Here is a 16,763-nt window from a genome sequence, read left to right as displayed (position 1 = left end):
TGACGTCATACGGGTGAGGTCATGCGGTCCGCCGCCAGGCGTCCGCCAGCAACTCGTGGGAACGGACCCGGTCCCGGTGGTCGTGGGTGATGGTGGTGACCAGCAACTCATCGGCGCCCGTGGCCTGTTGGAGCACCCGCAGCCGGTCCGCGACACTTTCGGGTGTGCCGGTGAACTGGGTGCGCACCCGGTCCTCGACCAGCGCCCGCTCGTCCGCCGTCCACGAGTGGACCGCGGCCTCCTCCGGACTCGGGAAGGGGATCGCGCCCTGACCCGAGCGGATGCTGTGCACCCACAGCGCGTACGGCGACGCCAAGTGCCGCGCGGTGGCGTCGTCCTCGGCGACCACGACATCGGCCGAGACCAGCACATGCGGCTCGTCGAGTGTGGCGGAGGGCACGAACGCCTTGCGGTACGCGTCCACCGCTTCGAGGACGGCGGCCGGACTCACGTGGTAATTCGCCGCGAAGGGCAGGCCGAGCGCGCCCGCCGCCTGCGCGCTCGCCCCGCCGCTGCTGCCCAGCACCCACACCTGGAGATCGGCGCCCTCGCCGGGCACCGCGTGCGCGTCGAGTCCTTCCGGGGTCCGGTAGTCCCCGCGCAGCAGCCCGAGGATCTGGTCGAGCTGGTCGCGGTACTCGGGCAGTTCGGCCCCCGGGTACTGCACGAGCTGCGTGTAGCGGGTCAGCAGCGGAGAGCCGATCAGCCGGCTGAAGTCGTACGGCGCGGGGATCAGCAGCCCCTCCGGTGTGTACCGGGCCTCGGTGCGGCGCGGCGCCGGGGGAGCGGCGGGCGCGCCGCCGGACGCGGACGGCTTACGGAATCCGGTACGGCCGAGGCCCAGGTCGATCCGGCCCGGGTACAGCGCGTCGAGCAGCCCGAACTCCTCGACCACCGACAGCGGTGTGCGGTGCCCGAGCTGCACCGCGCCCGCGCCCACCCGGATTCGTGCGGTCGCCGCCGCCACGAGCTGGATCACCAGCGCGGGCGACACCCCGGCGACCCCGGTCGTCAGATGGTGCTCGGCCAGCCAGTAGCGCGCGTATCCGGCGGCCTCCGCGCGCTGTGCCAGGTCCACGGTGTTGCGCAGCGCCTGCGCGGCGGTGGAGCCCGAACTGATCGGCGACAGGTCGAGAATCGACAGCGGCACCGACGCCGAGTTCGAGGAAGCCGAAGAGGCGGAAGGGTCCGGGGAACTCGAAGGGTCCGACGGACGTGAGGGGTTCGATGAGCCGGAAGCTGCGGGAACGCTCATGCGGCGTCGCCCTCCTTTGCGATGGTGCCTGCGCCGACGGTGTCCTTACGCGGAGAGGCCGTGTTCACCGGCCCCCAGTTCCACGGCGGATCGGGTATCTCCGCGCGGAGCACGGGCGCGACCTCGGACTGGAAACGCTCCAGCGACGTACGGTGCTCGGCCTCGCCGAGCCCGCTCGCGTCCGCGTGCAGATGCAGCACGGTGTGCCCGAACTCCTCGTGATAGCGGTGCACTTTCTCGATCACCTGCTGCGGGCTGCCGATCAGCGCCGAACTGCGCTCCACGAAGTCCTCCAGCGTCCCGAAGACCACCGGCAGGCCCACCTCCTTCTGGAACGCCAGATTGCTCTCGAAGATCGGCCGGTAGACCTCCAGCGCCTCCTGCGAGGTGCGGGCCACGTACAGCCCCGCGGAACCCGCGCCCACCGCGATGTCCGCCGGATCGTGGCCGTAGTGCTCCCAGCGCTCCCGGTAGTAGCGGATCAACTCGGCATACGGCTCGATGGGGTTGGTGACATTCGCCGAGAACAGCGGATCGCCGTAGCGGGCGGCGAGGTCCACGGACTCCTTGCTGGTCGCGCTGCCGTGCCAGACCCGGATCGGCCGCTGGTACGGCCGCGGCCAGACCTCCGCGTCCTTCAGCTCGGGGCGGAAGCGGGTCCGCGCGGTCACCTTGTCCTGCCGCCAGATCTGCCGGAACACCTCGTAGCTCTCGGCGTTGCGGTCCCACTGGTCCTCGGGTGTGACGTGGAACAGCTCGCGCTGCGCCGTGCCGTTGCCCTTGCCGATGATCAGGTCCAGGCGGCCTTCGGAGAGATGGTCGAGCGTCGCGTAGTCCTCGTACGCCCTGACCGGGTCCAGCAGGCTCAGCGTGGTGACCGCGGTGAAGAGCCGGATGCGCCGGGTGATCGCCGCGACATGGCTGAGCACCACCGTCGGCGAGGAGGAGATGAAAGGCCGCTCGTGCCGCTCTCCCACCCCGAACCCGTCGAAGCCCAACTCCTCGGCGAGCACCGCGTTGTCGAGGACTTCCCTGAAGCGCTCATGAGTGGACTTCAGGATGCCGGTGACCGGGTCGGGCCGGTGCACGATCAGCGTGATGGCGAGGAACTTCATGCCACCGACTCCCGTACGTCCGCGATGTCGCCCCCGGCGTCCGGGTGGGCCAGGCCGAGGTGGTCCCGCAGCGTGCCGCCCTCGTACTCGGTACGGAACACACCGCGTTCCTGGAGCAGCGGCACGACGGTGTCGGCGAAGACGTCGAGACCGCCGGGGGTGATGTGCGGGACGAGGATGAAACCGTCGCTCGCGTCGGCCTGCACAAAGGAGTTGATGGTCTCCGCGACCGTCGTGGGGGAGCCGACGAACGACTGGCGGTTGCCGGTCTCGATGACCAGGTCGCGGATGGACCACTTGTTGGCCGCCGCCAGCTCCCGCCACTCGCGGGCGGTCGCCAACGGGTCGCGGTACATCCGGACTTGAGCCCGGCCGCGGGCGATGGTGTGCTCGCCGAGATCCGGGTCGATCTCGGGCAGCGGGCCCTCCGGGTCGTACCCGGACAGGTCGCGGTTCCAGACGAATTCCAGGTGCTTGATCGCGGTGGCACCGCTGACCTGCGCGCGGCGCACCTCGCGGGACAGCTCCTCCGCCTCGGCGTCGGTGTCGCCGAGCACGAAGGTGGCGGCGGGCAGGATCAGCAACTGGTCCGCCCTGCGGCCGTGCCGGGCCAGGCGCCCCTTGACGTCCGTGTAGAACTCCCGCCCCTCCTTGAGAGTGCTGTACCGGCTGAAGATCGCGTCCGCGCTCGACGCGGCGAATTCGCGTCCCTCTTCCGAGTCCCCCGCCTGGAAGATCACCGGGCGGCCCTGCGGGCTGCGCGGGACGTTGAACTGCCCCTGGATGTCGAAGTGCTGGCCCTTGTGGACGAAGGCCCCGGCCCGCGCGTCCCGCAGGAACGTCCCGGTCTCCCGGTCGGCGACGATCTCGTCGCCGTGCCATGAGTCGAACAGCTCATTGGCGGTGGCCAGGAACTCCCGCGCCCTGGAGTACCGCTCGTCCTGCGGAAGGAAGCCGCCGCGCCGGAAGTTCTCGCCCGTGAAGGCGTCCCAGGAGGTGACGACGTTCCACGCGGCGCGGCCCGCGGACAGGTGGTCGAGGCTGGCGAACTGCCGGGCCACCTCGTACGGCTCGTTGAACGTCGAGTTGATCGTGCCGGTCAGGCCGATCCGCTCGGTCACCGCGGCCAGCGCGGCGAGCACGGTGAAGGTGTCCGGGCGGCCGACGACGTCCAAGTCGTAGATATGGCCGCCCTGTTCGCGCAGCCGCAGGCCCTCGGCGAGGAAGAGGAAGTCGAACTTGGCCCGCTCGGCGGTGCGCGCGAAGTGGGCGAAGGAGCTGAACTCGATGTGGCTGCCCGCGGCCGGGTCGCTCCACACGGTGGTGTTGTTGACGCCGGGGAAGTGGGCCGCGAGATGGATCGGCTTCAGGGGCTTGCTCATGACGGTCGGATCCTCCGGCTCAGGCGCTGGTGGTGGCGTAACGGTTCGCGGGGCGCGCGAGCCCCAGCAGGCCGCGGAGTGTGCCGGCCTCGTACGCGCGTCGGAAGGCGCCGCGCGCCTGCAACTCGGGCACCAGGCCGCGGGTGATCGCGGGCAGGTCGTGGCCGAGCGCCGCCGGCCGCAGCCGGTAACCGGTCAGCCCGGCGTCCTGCCACTCCAGCAGCAGGTCGGCCAGTTCGGCGGGCGTCCCGGCGAAGACGGTCGCGTCGCTGGTGTACGGCTGGTCGAGCAGCGCGTCCAGCCGGTCCCTGCGGGCCTCGGCCGCAGCGCGGTCGGTGTCGAGGAAGACCACCAGATCGCCGAAGACATGGACCGGTTCGGCCTCCCGGCCCGCGGCCCGCTGCTCGGCGCGGATCTCCGCGACGATCGCCGCCGCCTGCCCCGCGTCGTGCGGGGTCACATAGCCGATGTCCGCGGCGCGCCCCACCAGCCGGTACGGCACGGTCGCGTGCGCGAGCGCGGTCACCGGCGGCTGGCCCTGCGGGGGGCGCGGTGTGATCGAGGGGCCCTTGACGCCGAAGTGGCGGCCCTGGAAGTCGATGTAATGGAGCTTGTCGCGGTCCACGAAGCGGCCGGTGGCCACGTCCCGGATCTCCGCGTCGTCCTCCCAGCTATCCCACAGCCGCCGCAGCACCTCGACGTAGTCCGCGGCCTCGTCGAAGAGGTCGGTGACCAGGTCCTGGACGTGCGGCTGGTTGTACTCCTCGATGCGGAACGGCGGGAATTCGCGGCGGCCGAAGTGCGCGGCCTCGTGCTGTCGGGCGGAGATCTGGATGCGCAGCCCGGCCCGGCCGCCGCTCACGTAGTCCAGGGTGGCGATGGCCTTGGACAGGTGGAACGGCTCGGTGTGCGTGGCGATCAGGGTCGGCACCAGACCGATGTGGCTGGTCAGCGGGGCGACCCTGGCCGCGATGAGCACGGCGTCCAGCCGGCCGCGCACCTGGTCGGTGCGCTCGTCGGGGTCGCCGTACCCGGTCGACTGGAGCCCGAGGGAGTCCTCGATGGTGACGAAGTCCAGCAGGCCGCGCTCGGCCTCGGTCACGGCGTCCGCCCAGTAGGCGGCGTCGAACAGTTCGCCGGGTCGCGCGTCCGGCTCCCGCCACGCGGCCGGGTGCCAGCCCGCGCCGTCCAGGGCGACCGCGAGGTGCAGCGGCGGACGGGCGGCGGACGCCGACGGAACGGACGAAGGTGATGAAGCGGGCTCGGGGGAGGCGGAGGAGGACAGGGATGACGGGTGTGCGGACACGGCGAAGTGCCTTCCTGATCGACCGGAGGAGGACACGGCCGCCCCATGGCGGTCGCGTCGGCGGGGTCAGATCAGGCGCAACAGAGCGCGCCGGCGACGCGCTGGAGATCGATGTGCTGGCGCCCGTACAGATGCACGACGGGTCCGCGCGGGACGAGGGTGCGCACGTCGGCGCGGTCGAAGTCCGCTCGCACTGTCGTCACCCCCGTCCGGGCGGTACGGCCGGGGGCCGTACCGGAGTCGCGCTTGCGGGTCCGGTCGGGACCCGCCTGGTTGTCACCTGGAGCACCCCGCCGCGAGGGAGGGTTGCCGGTCAGCCAGCCAGGGCTTGTCGCTGACACTCATCACCTGAATTCGACGCTATCTCGCGGATACCGTCCCGCGCAATGGCGTCCGTCACCGGTGTCCGTCACCGGCGTTCATTCGCCCGCGCCGCCGGTGCCTTCCGCGTCGCCGTCGCCGCCCGGCACCCGTACGCCCCGGAAGTGCGTAGTGCGGCGCAGCGCGAAGCCGATCGACTCGTAGAGCCGGATGGCGTTGACGTTGCTGCCCGCCGCGTGCAGGAACGGGCGGTCGCCCCGGCCGCGGATCCCGGCCGCCGTGTGCCGCACCAGCCGGGACGCCAGGCCCTGGCCGCGGAACGCGTCGTCGGTGCACACGGCGCTGATCTCGGTCCAGCCGTCGAGCCGCAGCCGCTCACCGGCCATGGCCACGAGCTTTCCGTCGCGGCGGATGCCGTAGTAGGCGCCCAGTTCGATGGTGCGCTGCCTGAACGGACCCGGCTTGGTCCGCTCGACCAGGTCCAGCATCTCCGGTACGTCCGCAGGGCCGAGCGGGCGCGCCTCCGGATCGGCCTCGTCCAGCAGGGCGTCGGTCCCGACGAGCTGCACGCCCTCGGCTCCCCACTCGCTGCGCCACCCGTCGGGCGTGGCCGGGACGCCGGCCAGCGCGAAGGTCGCGCCGGGACCCATGAGGGCGGCGAGGTCCGCCCACGCGGCCGGATCGGCGGGGTCGGCGAGCGCCACGAAGGGCGAGACGTCCTCCGGGTAGCGCGCGGCGGAGCCGACGATCTGCGCGAGATGGCGGTGCGCCCCGGTCAGCGCGGCCCAGGCGGGGTTGTCCAGCGGGTGCGGCGACGCGGGAAAGACCTGGTCGCCGGTGGGTCCGGGGCTCTGGGGCTGCTGCTGCGGGTGCTGAAGGCTGGTCGACATGGTCGCCGTGACTCTCCGTTCTGCTGTCGTACGGCGTGTCGCCGTCACTGCGCTGTCGCCGGGCGGTACGGACGGCCGATCGCGAACCGTCCTGACCCCGGACGGCCGTCCACGAGGTCGGCGGCGATTTCGCCGACCACTGATGCGAACTTGAATCCGTGCCCGGAAAATCCCGCGAGGACGGTGAAAGGTCCCACACGGTCGATCACGAAGTCATGATCGGGGGTCGTGGTGTACAAGCAGGTCACCGGGGTGGGCCGGGTGTGATCGACACCGGGCAGCCACCGGGCGGCGTACTCCTGGAGCCTGCCGAGGACCACGGGATCGGGCGTGCGGTCCCGGTCGTCCGGGTCCACGACCGGGCCGATCCCGTGGAATCCGGCCTTCACCCCGTCGGCGCTGCCGAGGCCGTACACGCCCGCGGCCTCGTCGATACCGGCCCCGCCGTGGTGGATGAAGGCGGGCCAGTCCGGCGCGTCGGGGGCGGGGAAGTGCACCGGCTGCTCCTGGGTGACGCGCAGCGGCGGCGGGCCCTCGGTGACCTGGCCGAGCGTGCGGGCCGCCCAGCCGCCGACGGCCACGACCACGGCGTCCGCGGCGATCACCTCGTCCTGCGCGGTGACCACCTCGGCGCCCGAGCCGCGCCGCCGCAGCGCGCCGACCTTGACGCCGTGCCGTACGGTCGCGCCCTTGGCCCGCGCGGCCTGCTGGAAGGCGGCCACCGCGTCGTCGGCGTGCAGCCGCCCGGCCTCGGGGTGGAACAGCGCGGTGGTGTCCGCGACGAGCCCCGGCCAGCGCTCGGCGGCGGCCCGCGCGGTCAGCTCCTGGCTGGGCCGCCCGGCCCCGCGCAGCGCGTCCCGCAGCGCCGCGACGGCCCGCGCGGGCCCGTGGTCGACGGCCCCGGTCAGGGTCAGTACGGTGCTGCCCGTCTCGTCCTGGAGCCGCCGCCACAGCGGAAGCGCCCGTACGGCGAGGCCGACGTAGAACGGATCGGCGTACGCGAGCCGGAAGATCCGGGAGCTGCCGTGCGAGCTGCCCCGGTCGTGGCCGGGCGCGAACTGTTCGAGCAGCGTGACCTCGGCGCCGCGCGAGGCGAGGTGCCAGGCCGCGGACGAGCCCATGGCCCCGCCTCCGACGACGACGACTTTCCTGCGTGTCATGGCGGTCGACTTCCTTTCGGTCGGTGCGGGGCCGTGCCGCGGCCGGTACGGGGTCAGGAGTTGGTCAGCGGCAGCCCCGGCGGGTTGACCAGCGAGGCGGGCACCGCTTCGTTGGCCAGATTCCACGCGGCGAGCCACTGCGCGTACTGACCATTCTTGATCAGGTGGTTGATCGCGTCGGCGAGGGGCTTGGCCAGGCCGCTGTCCTTCTTCGCCGTGGCGCAGATCAGCCCTTGCAGGGACGCCCCGGCGCCGGAGAACTTGCCCGCGCTGCGGGTGGCGTTCGGCGAGCCCGCGGTCTGCGTGCCGTGGTAGGCGATGCTGGGGTTGGGCGCGAAGTAGGCGTCGATCCGGCCGGAGTTGAGCGCCAGATAGGTGCTGTTGGAGTCCTGGAAGTACTTGATCGTGAGCTTCTTGCCGTCGGCCTTCAGCTCGCTCTGCCACTTCAGCAGGATCTTCTCCTGGTTGGTGCCCGCGCCGACCGCGACGGTCTTGCCCGCCAGGCTGCGGTAGGTGCCGTCGAAGTTCCAGGTGTCGCTCTTCTTCACCTCGAAGCCGAGATTGTCCTGCCGGTAGCTGGCGAAGTCGTACTTCTCCTTGCGCTGCTCGGTGTCGGTGATGTTGGAGAAGCCGACATCGGTCTTGCCGCTGTCGATGCCGACGAAGAGGTTGTCCCAGGTGGCGTTGGACAGCACGGGCTTGAGGCCGAAGACGGCGGCGATCAGCCGGCCGAGGTCGGGCTCGGAGCCGGTGATGGTCTTCTGGTCCGCGCCGACGTAGCCGATCGGCGGCGAGCCGGCGGGCAGGAAGCCCAGGCCGATGACGAGTTGCTTGCTGTCGAGCACGGACTTGGGCAGCTCGGCGCGGATGGCGGCGACCTCAGGGACGGTGAGCGTGATCTCCTTGGCGGCGCCGTTGGACTGCGCGCCGACCACGACGGTGCCCTTGGCGTCCGCGGCGGCCGGTGCCGCGGCGTCCGAGCCGCTGTCGCTGCCGCAGGCGGCGAGGCCGAAGGTGAGGGCGGCGACGGCGATGCCCGCGGCGACGCGTCTGGTGGCGGTGGTACGGATGTCGGGCATGGTGAACCTCGCTGATGGTGAGCGGATGTGCGGGGGGTGACGTATCGGGCGCCCGCGGGCAGGCGGCCGTCGCTGTGGAAGGCGCCTGTGTCCGCGCCTTGGCCCGCGGCGTACGGGGGTTCGGAGGAGGGTTCAGAGGACCTTGCTGAGGAATTCGCGGGTCCTGGGGTGCCGGGGGTTGTCCAACACCTGGTCGGGCGGGCCCTGTTCGACGATCCGGCCGCCGTCCAGGAAGACGACGGTGTCGGCGACCTCGCGGGCGAAGCCGATCTCGTGCGTGACGACGATCAGCGTCGTACCGCTGGTGGCGAGATCCCGGATGACGGCCAGTACCTCGCCGACGAGTTCGGGGTCGAGCGCCGAGGTCGGCTCGTCGAAGAGGATGACGCCGGGTTCGAGGGCCAGCGCGCGGGCGATGGCCACCCGCTGCTGCTGGCCGCCGGAGAGCTGCCGGGGATAGGCGTCGACCTTGTCGGCGAGCCCGACCCGGCCGAGCAGCGCGCGGGCCAGTTCCTCCGCCTCGGCCCTGGTCTTCTGCCGGGCCGCGACCGGCGCTGCGGCCACGTTGTCCAGCACGCTGAGGTGCGGGAAGAGGTTGAAGCCCTGGAAGACGAAGCCGATCCGGCGGCGCTGGGCGAGGATCGCCCGCTCGCTGATCTCCTTGAGCCGGCCGCGGTGGTGCCGTACGCCGATCGGCTCGCCGTTGAGGCTGACGTAGCCGATGTCCAGCTTCTCCAGGTGGTTGATCGCCCGCAGCAGCGTCGACTTGCCGGAGCCCGACGGGCCGAGGATCACCGTCACCTGTCCGGGCTGCACGGTCAGATCGACACCGGAGAGCACCTGGTGCGTGCCGTACCACTTGTGCGCGTCGTGGACGGTCACGGCGGCGGGGCGCGCGGTCACCGCGGTGACCAACGTGTCGGCGGGGAAGCGGTCGGCGCTCATGCGATCGATCCGATCTCGGCGCGCGCCCGCAGATCGCGCACTGCCGTACGCAGGCGTTGCAACGGCGTCGGCGGTACGGTCCGCAGCGCGCCGCGTGAGAAGTACCGCTCGACGTAGAACTGGACCACCGAGACGACGCTGGTCAGGATCACGTACCAGACGGTCGCCACCAGCAGCAGCGGGACGACGTCACCCGGATACGTACTGCCCATGCTCTCCACCTTGCCGAAGAGGTCGAGCAGGGAGACGTAGAAGACCAGCGAGGTGCTCTTGATCAGCCCGATCAACTGGTTGACGTACGAGGGCACGATCGCCCGCAGCGCCTGCGGGAAGACGATCCGGGTGAACTGGTAGCCGCGCGGCAGGCCGAGCGCGGCGGCGGCCTCGTGCTGTCCCTGGTCCACCGAGAGCACTCCGGCGCGCACCACTTCGGCGGCGTAGGCGGCCTCGTTGAGGCTGATGCCGACCACGGCCACCACCATGTCGGTGGCCAGCCGCGACTCGTCGAAGTGCACGAAGCCGGGACCGAAGGGCACGCCCAGACTCAATGTGGCGTACAGCGAGGAGAAGTTGAACAGGAACAGGAGGATGACGATCAGCGGCACCGAGCGGAACAGCCATATGTAGATCCAGCTCACCGAGCGCAGCACCGGGCTCCTGGACAGTCGGCACAGGGCGAGCAGGATGCCGCCGAGCAGTCCGAACAGGGCGCTCCAGGCGGCGACTTGGAGCGTGACCAGCAGCCCGTCCAGGATCACCGGCCGCAGGAACCAGTAGCGGAAGCGGTCCCACTGGAAGAAGGGGTTGGTGACCAGGCCGTGCGTGATCTGCGCGACGAGCACCAGGGCGACGGCGGTCAGCGCCCAGCGCCAGGGGTGCCGCAGCGGGACGACGCGCTGCGCAGACCGGCCGACGCGTCTGTCGTCGGCGGGCGGGGTGCGCGGCGGCGGTGGAGCAGGGGTGGTGACGGTGTCGGTCGCGCCCGCGGGCACGGCGGGGCGGGGTGGCTCGCTCATCGGGGAACTCCAGCGCGAAGGGAGACGTCGGCAGCCGCCCCATGAGAAGGGGCGGTGGAGTGCGCGGGGGCCCGATGTGACAACGCGTCAGAAGCGTGCGGCGGGCCCGGGATTCAGCGTCGACACAGAGCGCTGCTGACACGCAGCAGGTCGATGTGCCGGTTGCGGTACGCGTCGTCCCGGAGATGACGGCGCCAGGCGGCGGCCGTCCTCGTAGCTGCGTACACCCTGGTCACCTCCCCTTGTGCCGGCCCGTAGGGGCCTCGCGTCGTGAGTCCGGGCCGGACAGCGGTCCGGCCTGGGCGTAAGTCAGCCAGGTGGCGCGTGCCACGTCAATGAACGCGTTGTGAATTCCGCCAGGTGGGACGCGCGGTCCGCCGACCGCCACGCACAAATCCCCGCGTCCCCCGGCGGTCGGCCGGGACGGGACACGGGGATCGGCGGGGAGGGGGTCTTCCGCGGGACCGGAGGGGGACGCGGTCTTCTACGCGATCAGCGGGGACGGGCCGGGGCTCGTGGGATCAGCGCGCGGGCGCGCCGGTCATTCGGCGGTCAGCCAGACGCAGGTGTCGGAGGGCAGCAGGCCGTCCTCCAGCGGGCCGCTGGCCAGCAGCACCCGGAGCCCGGCGGGGAGCGCGACCGGCTCGGCGGACAGGTTGACCAGGCACTGGAAGCCGCCGTCCCGGCGGAAGGCCACCGTGCCGGGACCCGCGTCCACCCACTCCAGCGTCTCCGGCAGCCACCGGAGGTACTCCCCGCGCAGCGCGAGACCGGCCCGGTACAGGGCGAGCACGGAGTGCGGATCGCCCTGCTGGGCCGCGACGGACCGCCCCGACCATTCGGCGGGCTGCGGCAGCCACGGTCCGGCGCTCGCGCCGTCCGGCGAGAAGCCCAGTGAGCCCGGCTCCGCCGACCACGGCAACGGCACCCGGCAGCCGTCCCGGCCCCGGTCGCGGCCCCCGGAGCGGGCATACGTCGGGTCCTGGATCAGGTGGTCGGGTATGTCCTCGACCTCGGCGAGGCCCAGCTCGTCGCCCTGGTAGACGTACACACCGCCCGGCAGGGCCAGCGTGAGCAGCGCCGCGGCGCGGGCCCTGCGGCGGCCGAGGACGGTGTCGCTCGGCGAGCCGAGCCGCTTGTCGCCCATGTCGAAGGACGTGTCCTCGCGGCCGTACCGCGTCACGTGCCGGATCGTGTCGTGGTTGGACAGCACCCAGGTGGGCGGCGCGCCCACCAGCCGGTGCGAGGCGAGCGTGGCGTCGACGACCTCGTGCAGCCCGGCCGCGTCCCAAGCGCAGCACAGGAACTCGAAGTTGAAGGCGGAGTGCAGCTCGTCGGGGCGCAGATAGCGGGCGAACTGCTCGGGCGTGGGCAGCCACACCTCGCCGACGAACACCCGCTCGCCGGGCGCCCCGCCGGGCCGGGGGCTGCGCGCGTAGCCGTCCGCGATCTTCCGCCAGTCGCGGTAGATCTCGTGCACCGCGTCGCAGTCCTGGTAGGGAAGGTCGGTGACGTCCGGGTCCCGGCCGACGTCGGGCAGCCCAGGCTTCTTGGCCAGGCCGTGCGCCACGTCGATCCGGAAGCCGTCCACGCCGCGCTCCAGCCAGAACCGCAGGATGCTCTCGAACTCCGCCCGCACCTGCGGGTGTTCCCAGTTCAGATCGGGCTGCTCGGGCGCGAACATGTGCAGGTACCAGGGGCCCGGCGTGCCGTCCGCCTCGGTGATCCGGGTCCAGGCGGCGCCGCCGAAGTACGACTGCCAGTCGTTGGGCGGGAGTTCGCCGTCCGCGCCCCGGCCCGGCAGGAACCAGAAGCGCTCCCGCTCGGCCGCGTCCGGACCCGCCGCCAACGCGGCCCGGAACCAGGGGTGCTGGTCGGACGCGTGGTTGGGCACCAGATCCACGATGACCCGCAGGTCCTGCTCGTGCGCCTCGACGATGAGCCGCTCCGCCTCGGCGAGCGTCCCGAACATCGGGTCGATGTCACGGTAGTCGGCGACGTCGTAGCCGCCGTCGGCCATCGGGGAGACGTACCAGGGGTTGAACCAGAGCGCGTCGACGCCGAGATCCCGCAGGTAGGGGAGGCGCTCGCGGACCCCGGCGAGGTCTCCCATGCCGTCACCGTTGCCGTCGGCGAAGCTGCGCAGATAGATCTGGTAGATCGCGGCGTGCCGCCACCAGGCGGGTGCGGTGGGGGAGGCGGACAGTGTCACGGGAGTCTCCTTGACGGTCGTGGAGAGCCAGGGCCCGGAGGGCCGCAGGGCATGCGCGGGGGCCGGTCCGCCCCGTCAGGGGTGCGGGGCGGACCGGGGTGTGCGGGGGCGTTACCAGCCGGTGTTGCCGGAGCCCCGGTTGATGGTGAAGGTCCCGGTGGTGCTGAGCCCGCCGGAGGCCGCGCCACTGACCGTGACGCCGCCGAAGCTGCCGGAGCCCTTCGAGTCGATCTCCAGGCCGTACGCGCCGGCCGTCTGGATCTTGACGTTGTTCAACGTCAGCCCGGTGACGGTCTTCTGATACGAGATCAGGACCGCGCTGTAGGTGCTGTCGGTGATGTCGAGGTCCTTGACCACGACGGGCGCCGTGATGTCGGAGCCGTCGGCGTAGATCCACAGCGCGCCGAGCTTGCTCTGCCAGTTCGGCTCGTAGCCGCCGGTGCGCAGCAGGGTGTTGCGCGCGACGGTGGTGGTGCCGCTGAACGGGACCGGCGCGGGATTGAAGTTGCGGGTGCTGACCGCGATGCCCGAGGCCCCGGTCACCGTGTCGGCGACGACGCTGTCCACGATCCGGTTGCCGTTGCCGCCGTAGATCGCGGCGGCGTTCGCCAGCAGCGGCATCTGCACGGTGTCGAAGCGGAAGGCGCAGTTGGTGACCGCGCTCGCCTCGGAGTACATCGCGAGACCGTCGTCCCCGGTGTTGCGAACGCTGGTGTTCCACACCTCGGTGTTCGCGGTGCCCTTGTGCAGATTGACGCCGTCGGCGGCGGTGTCGCGGATTCGCAGGCCGCCCACGTACAGGCCGTTGGTCGGCGCGTCGATCCACAGGCCGACCTTGGTGTGCTCGATCCACACGTCCTGGATGGTCGAGCCGTTGCCGAAGTCGCCCTCGATCGCGGCGTCGAAATTCGCGTCGTCGCGGTACGACACGTCACCGGAGATCGTCAGGTCCTGGACGGTGTTGGTGCCGCCCTGCCCGAAGAGCCCGCCCTTGCCGTTGAGGCCCTGGAGCACGGTGGCCCACTCGCCCGCGCCGCGCAGCGCGACTCCGGTCAGATTGACGTGCCCGGAGATGTTGTACGTGCCCGCGGGCAGCCACAGGCCCTTTCCCTGCGACTTGGCCGTCGCCACCGCGTTGTTGAGCGCCGAGGTGTCGTCGCTCCCGTCGTTCGGGGTGACGCCGAGCGTCGTCGCGGAGACGAAGCCGGTCGCGGGCATGGCCTGGTCCGCGGCGACCTGCTCGGTCTCCATCAGGTCCAGGGTGTACGAGGCGGCGGTGCTGCCCGCGTCCTTCTGGAGCTTGAGCACTGTCCCGGCCGGGAAGTCCCCGATCTTGAACCGCGACTCGTCGAAGAAGTGGTGCGCCGAGCCCTGCGAGGGGTCGTTGTTGTACGGGTAACCGCCGTACACCCAGGCGTACTTCGACGACAGGTCGAGATCGCGGACCTTGCTGCCGTTGGCGTAGAGGCTGAGCTGCGCCGAGGTGCCGGTGCCCGCCGCGTTGTCCGGGATCGAGTAGCGCAGTGTCATCGCGTTGGCGGGCTTGGTCAGGGTGAACTGCACATACTGGCCGGTGCTGTTGAGCACCACCGCCTTGCGTCCCGACGCCTCGGACGCCACCGTCAGATAGGTGCGGTCGGGGCCGATCGTGCTCGCGTTGGTGGTGCCGCTCTCCGCCTCGTAGGACGTGTACGGCACGGTGGCGCCGCGCGTGGCGTTGGCGACCGAGCCGGTCACCGCGACGCCGTCGATGTCGGGTGCGCCCGAGTCACCGGATTCGGTGCGCAGCGTCAGCGTGTTGAGCCCGGCCCGCAGCGGTGCGCTGACCGTGGCCGTCGACCACGCCCCGCCCGTACCCGGCAGCGCGACCTGCGCCACCTTCAGCCCGTTGGCCGTCAGCGTGATCGACGCGGCGGAACCGCTCCCGGTCCGGTACGCGACCGCCACCGGATAGCTCGCCGCGCCGGGCGCGCTGACGGCGAAGACCACCCGCGCGCCCGGCGCGCCGAAGCCCGTCAGATAACCGCTGCCGCTGAACCCCGAGGCGGTCGTGGCCACGCTCGGCCCGCCCGAGAAGTACGCGTCCTCCGCCTGGTGCGTGAGCGAACCGGCCGGGGGTGTGGTGGGCGGCGTCGTGGGAGGTGTGGTCGGCGGCGTCGTGCCCGTCGGCGTCGTCACCACGACGTTGTCCAGGTTCACGTTGCCGCTGTCGGCGGTGGTGAAGGTCAGGGCGATGGTGTTGGTGCCCGCCGTGTAGGTGACGGCCTGGTCGGTGGTGGTCCAGGTGTCCCAGTTGGCGGTGGCGGGGAGGCTGATCTGGCGGATCTTGGCGCCGTTGACGTAGAGGCTGAGCGTCATGGTGGCGCTGGTGCCGTTGGCGTAGCGGATGGTGACGCTTCCGGCGCCCGCGACGGCCGAGCTGACCGTGAAGCCGGTCGAGGCCGTGCCCTTGTTGGCGTCGGTGTAGCCGCCGACGAATCCGCTGCCCGTGTAGCCGGTGTGGTCACTGCTGACGACGGCCCCGCCGCCCAACGACGCGGACTCCGCCTCCAGTTGACCGGTCGCGGCGGGCGGTGTGGTGCTGCCGCTGGGCGTCGTCGCGGTGATGTTGTCGACGTTCACGTTGCCGCTGTCGGCGGTGGTGAAGGTGAGCGCGATGGTGTTGGTGCCCGCCGTGTAGGTGATGGCCTGGTCGGTGGTGGTCCAGGTGTCCCAGTTGGCGGTGGCGGGGAGGCTGATCTGGCGGATCTTGGCGCCGTTGACGTAGAGGCTGAGTGTCATGGTGGCGGTGGTGCCGTTGGCGTAACGGATGGTGACGCTTCCGGCGCCCGCCGAGGTGGCGGTGACCCGGAAGGCGGTGGACGCGGTGCCCTTGTTGGCGTCGGTGTAGCCGCCGACGAAGCCGTTGCCCGTATAGCCGGTGTGGTCGGTGGCGACGACCGCGCCGCCGGACAGCGTCGCGGACTCCGCCTCGACGACCGTGGTCGCGGCGTGCGCCGACGGCGACGCCTGCCAGACCAGCAGTGCGATCAGCACCGCGAGCACCGCGGGCAGCACCGCCGCGAGCGTTCTGGCGCGGTGGGTTGGGGCGCTTGGAGACATGGGTGATCCTTCCCTGAGCACCGCACGACGTCGTGCGGCGGGGGTTGCCATGCGTGGGGGGTGAGCGCGGGCCCGCGCCCGGTCAGCCCTTGAGGCTGCCCGCGGTGAGGCCGTTGATGATGCTGCGCTGGAAGATGAGGAAGAGGACGAGCAGCGGAATGCTCGCCATCACCATTCCGGCCAGCAACTGGTTGGCGGGCATGTCGTCCGCCAACCGGTTCAGGGCGACCGTGATCGGCTGCTTCGCGGGATCGGGCAGCACGAGCATCGGCCAGAGGAAGTCCTTCCAGACACCGACCACCGCGAAGATCGACACGACCGCGAGCACCGGCCGGGACAGCGGCAGCACCAGCGACACGAGGATCCGTACCGTGCCCGCGCCGTCGATCCGGGCGGAGTCCAGCAGTTCGGTGGGGATCTGGTCGAAGAACCGCTTGAGGATGAAGATGTTGAAGGCGTTGGCGCAGGCCGGCAGCCAGACGGCCATCGGCGTGTTGATGAGATTGACGTGGATCAACGGCACGTTCACGACGGTCAGATACGTCGGCACCAGCAGCGCCGACACCGGCAGCATCAGCGTGGCCAGCATCATGGCGAGCACCACATTGCCCAGCACCGGCCGCAGCTTGGACAGCGAGTACGCGGCGGCCACGTCGACCACGAGCTGACAGGCCCACGCCCCGGCCGCCAACAGCAGCGTGTTGAGGAAGTAGTGGCCGAGCCCGACCGACGACCAGGCTTCGGAGTACGCCTCCGGATGCCAGGAGTGCGGCACCATCGTCGGCCTCGGCTGGGCCAGTTCCGACGACGACTTGAGCGCGCCCGAGGCCATCCAGTACAGCGGGAAGAGAAAGGCGGCGGTGAAGCCGAGCAGCGTCGCGCCCAGCACGAACCGGTAGAGGAACCTCCCCGTGCGGCGGTTCATCTCGGTCGGCGCGATCAGCGTGCGGACAGCGGTCTGTGCGGCCATGGTCGTTCCC

Annotated in this window: 13 protein-coding genes and 1 riboswitch; all 13 genes read right to left on the bottom strand. The window is 71.3% G+C overall.

Translation table 11 applies throughout. From position 1 onward, the window contains the following. Positions 1–19: 19 nt before the first annotated feature. On the bottom strand, positions 20–1,150 hold the full coding sequence (locus tag ACIQCJ_RS32315; RefSeq protein ID WP_391051181.1) for an LLM class flavin-dependent oxidoreductase: 1,131 nt from the start codon (positions 1,148–1,150) through the stop codon (positions 20–22). Between the two features lie 101 nt (positions 1,151–1,251). After that, on the bottom strand, positions 1,252–2,370 hold the full coding sequence (locus tag ACIQCJ_RS32310; RefSeq protein WP_402713357.1) for an LLM class flavin-dependent oxidoreductase: 1,119 nt from the start codon (positions 2,368–2,370) through the stop codon (positions 1,252–1,254). Continuing rightward, complete coding sequence (locus ACIQCJ_RS32305) at positions 2,367–3,752, bottom strand: NtaA/DmoA family FMN-dependent monooxygenase (protein ID WP_402713355.1); 1,386 nt, start codon at positions 3,750–3,752, stop codon at positions 2,367–2,369. Before ACIQCJ_RS32305 ends, ACIQCJ_RS32310 begins: the two co-directional genes overlap by 4 nt. A 19-nt stretch (positions 3,753–3,771) precedes the next feature. After that, positions 3,772–4,962, bottom strand: a complete 1,191-nt coding sequence (locus ACIQCJ_RS32300; protein WP_402713419.1) for an LLM class flavin-dependent oxidoreductase — start codon at positions 4,960–4,962, stop codon at positions 3,772–3,774. Between the two features lie 167 nt (positions 4,963–5,129). Beyond that, positions 5,130–5,261: a putative leader peptide gene (locus tag ACIQCJ_RS32295; protein ID WP_355335606.1), complete on the bottom strand. Its 132-nt coding sequence runs from the start codon at positions 5,259–5,261 to the stop codon at positions 5,130–5,132. A 34-nt stretch (positions 5,262–5,295) separates the two neighbouring features. Then, a riboswitch (SAM riboswitch) is annotated at positions 5,296–5,407 on the bottom strand. A gap of 70 nt (positions 5,408–5,477) precedes the next feature. Further along, entirely contained in the window at positions 5,478–6,269 is a 792-nt protein-coding gene (locus tag ACIQCJ_RS32290) for a GNAT family N-acetyltransferase (RefSeq protein ID WP_402713353.1), read from the bottom strand. A 44-nt stretch (positions 6,270–6,313) separates the two neighbouring features. Further along, positions 6,314–7,429 carry an FAD-dependent oxidoreductase gene (locus ACIQCJ_RS32285; protein WP_401854811.1) on the bottom strand — a complete coding sequence of 372 codons (1,116 nt, stop codon included), beginning with the start codon at positions 7,427–7,429 and terminating at the stop codon, positions 6,314–6,316. 53 nt (positions 7,430–7,482) lie between these two features. Further along, positions 7,483–8,508, bottom strand: a complete 1,026-nt coding sequence (locus ACIQCJ_RS32280) for a transporter substrate-binding domain-containing protein (RefSeq protein WP_355335599.1) — start codon at positions 8,506–8,508, stop codon at positions 7,483–7,485. Positions 8,509–8,640: 132 nt separating this feature from the next. After that, positions 8,641–9,453, bottom strand: a complete 813-nt coding sequence (locus tag ACIQCJ_RS32275) for an ATP-binding cassette domain-containing protein (protein ID WP_391162901.1) — start codon at positions 9,451–9,453, stop codon at positions 8,641–8,643. Then, entirely contained in the window at positions 9,450–10,469 is a 1,020-nt protein-coding gene (locus ACIQCJ_RS32270) for an amino acid ABC transporter permease (RefSeq protein WP_402713350.1), read from the bottom strand. Before ACIQCJ_RS32270 ends, ACIQCJ_RS32275 begins: the two co-directional genes overlap by 4 nt. Before the next feature lie 541 nt (positions 10,470–11,010). After that, positions 11,011–12,681: an alpha-amylase family glycosyl hydrolase gene (locus tag ACIQCJ_RS32265; RefSeq protein ID WP_402713349.1), complete on the bottom strand. Its 1,671-nt coding sequence runs from the start codon at positions 12,679–12,681 to the stop codon at positions 11,011–11,013. A gap of 111 nt (positions 12,682–12,792) precedes the next feature. After that, a complete protein-coding gene (locus tag ACIQCJ_RS32260) occupies positions 12,793–15,783 on the bottom strand; it encodes a carbohydrate-binding protein (RefSeq protein WP_402713347.1) in 2,991 nt (996 codons plus the stop codon). An 82-nt stretch (positions 15,784–15,865) separates the two neighbouring features. Next, a complete protein-coding gene (locus ACIQCJ_RS32255) occupies positions 15,866–16,753 on the bottom strand; it encodes a carbohydrate ABC transporter permease (RefSeq protein ID WP_402713345.1) in 888 nt (295 codons plus the stop codon). Positions 16,754–16,763 lie beyond the last annotated feature (10 nt).

This window comes from Streptomyces sp. NPDC093221 (assembly GCF_044753885.1).
GTDB lineage: Bacteria > Actinomycetota > Actinomycetes > Streptomycetales > Streptomycetaceae > Actinacidiphila.
This window is presented reverse-complemented; position numbering and strand designations above follow the sequence as displayed.

What these genes read in the sequence shown, in the direction of transcription:
- ACIQCJ_RS32255 (WP_402713345.1), bottom strand. Translation starts at nt 16,753, where the DNA reads ATGGCCGCACAGACCGCTGTCCGCACGCTGATCGCGCCGACCGAGATG.
- ACIQCJ_RS32305 (WP_402713355.1), bottom strand. Translation starts at nt 3,752, where the DNA reads ATGAGCAAGCCCCTGAAGCCGATCCATCTCGCGGCCCACTTCCCCGGC.
- ACIQCJ_RS32260 (WP_402713347.1), bottom strand. Translation starts at nt 15,783, where the DNA reads ATGTCTCCAAGCGCCCCAACCCACCGCGCCAGAACGCTCGCGGCGGTG.
- ACIQCJ_RS32290 (WP_402713353.1), bottom strand. Translation starts at nt 6,269, where the DNA reads ATGTCGACCAGCCTTCAGCACCCGCAGCAGCAGCCCCAGAGCCCCGGA.
- ACIQCJ_RS32275 (WP_391162901.1), bottom strand. Translation starts at nt 9,453, where the DNA reads ATGAGCGCCGACCGCTTCCCCGCCGACACGTTGGTCACCGCGGTGACC.
- ACIQCJ_RS32280 (WP_355335599.1), bottom strand. Translation starts at nt 8,508, where the DNA reads ATGCCCGACATCCGTACCACCGCCACCAGACGCGTCGCCGCGGGCATC.
- ACIQCJ_RS32270 (WP_402713350.1), bottom strand. Translation starts at nt 10,469, where the DNA reads ATGAGCGAGCCACCCCGCCCCGCCGTGCCCGCGGGCGCGACCGACACC.
- ACIQCJ_RS32310 (WP_402713357.1), bottom strand. Translation starts at nt 2,370, where the DNA reads ATGAAGTTCCTCGCCATCACGCTGATCGTGCACCGGCCCGACCCGGTC.
- ACIQCJ_RS32285 (WP_401854811.1), bottom strand. Translation starts at nt 7,429, where the DNA reads ATGACACGCAGGAAAGTCGTCGTCGTCGGAGGCGGGGCCATGGGCTCG.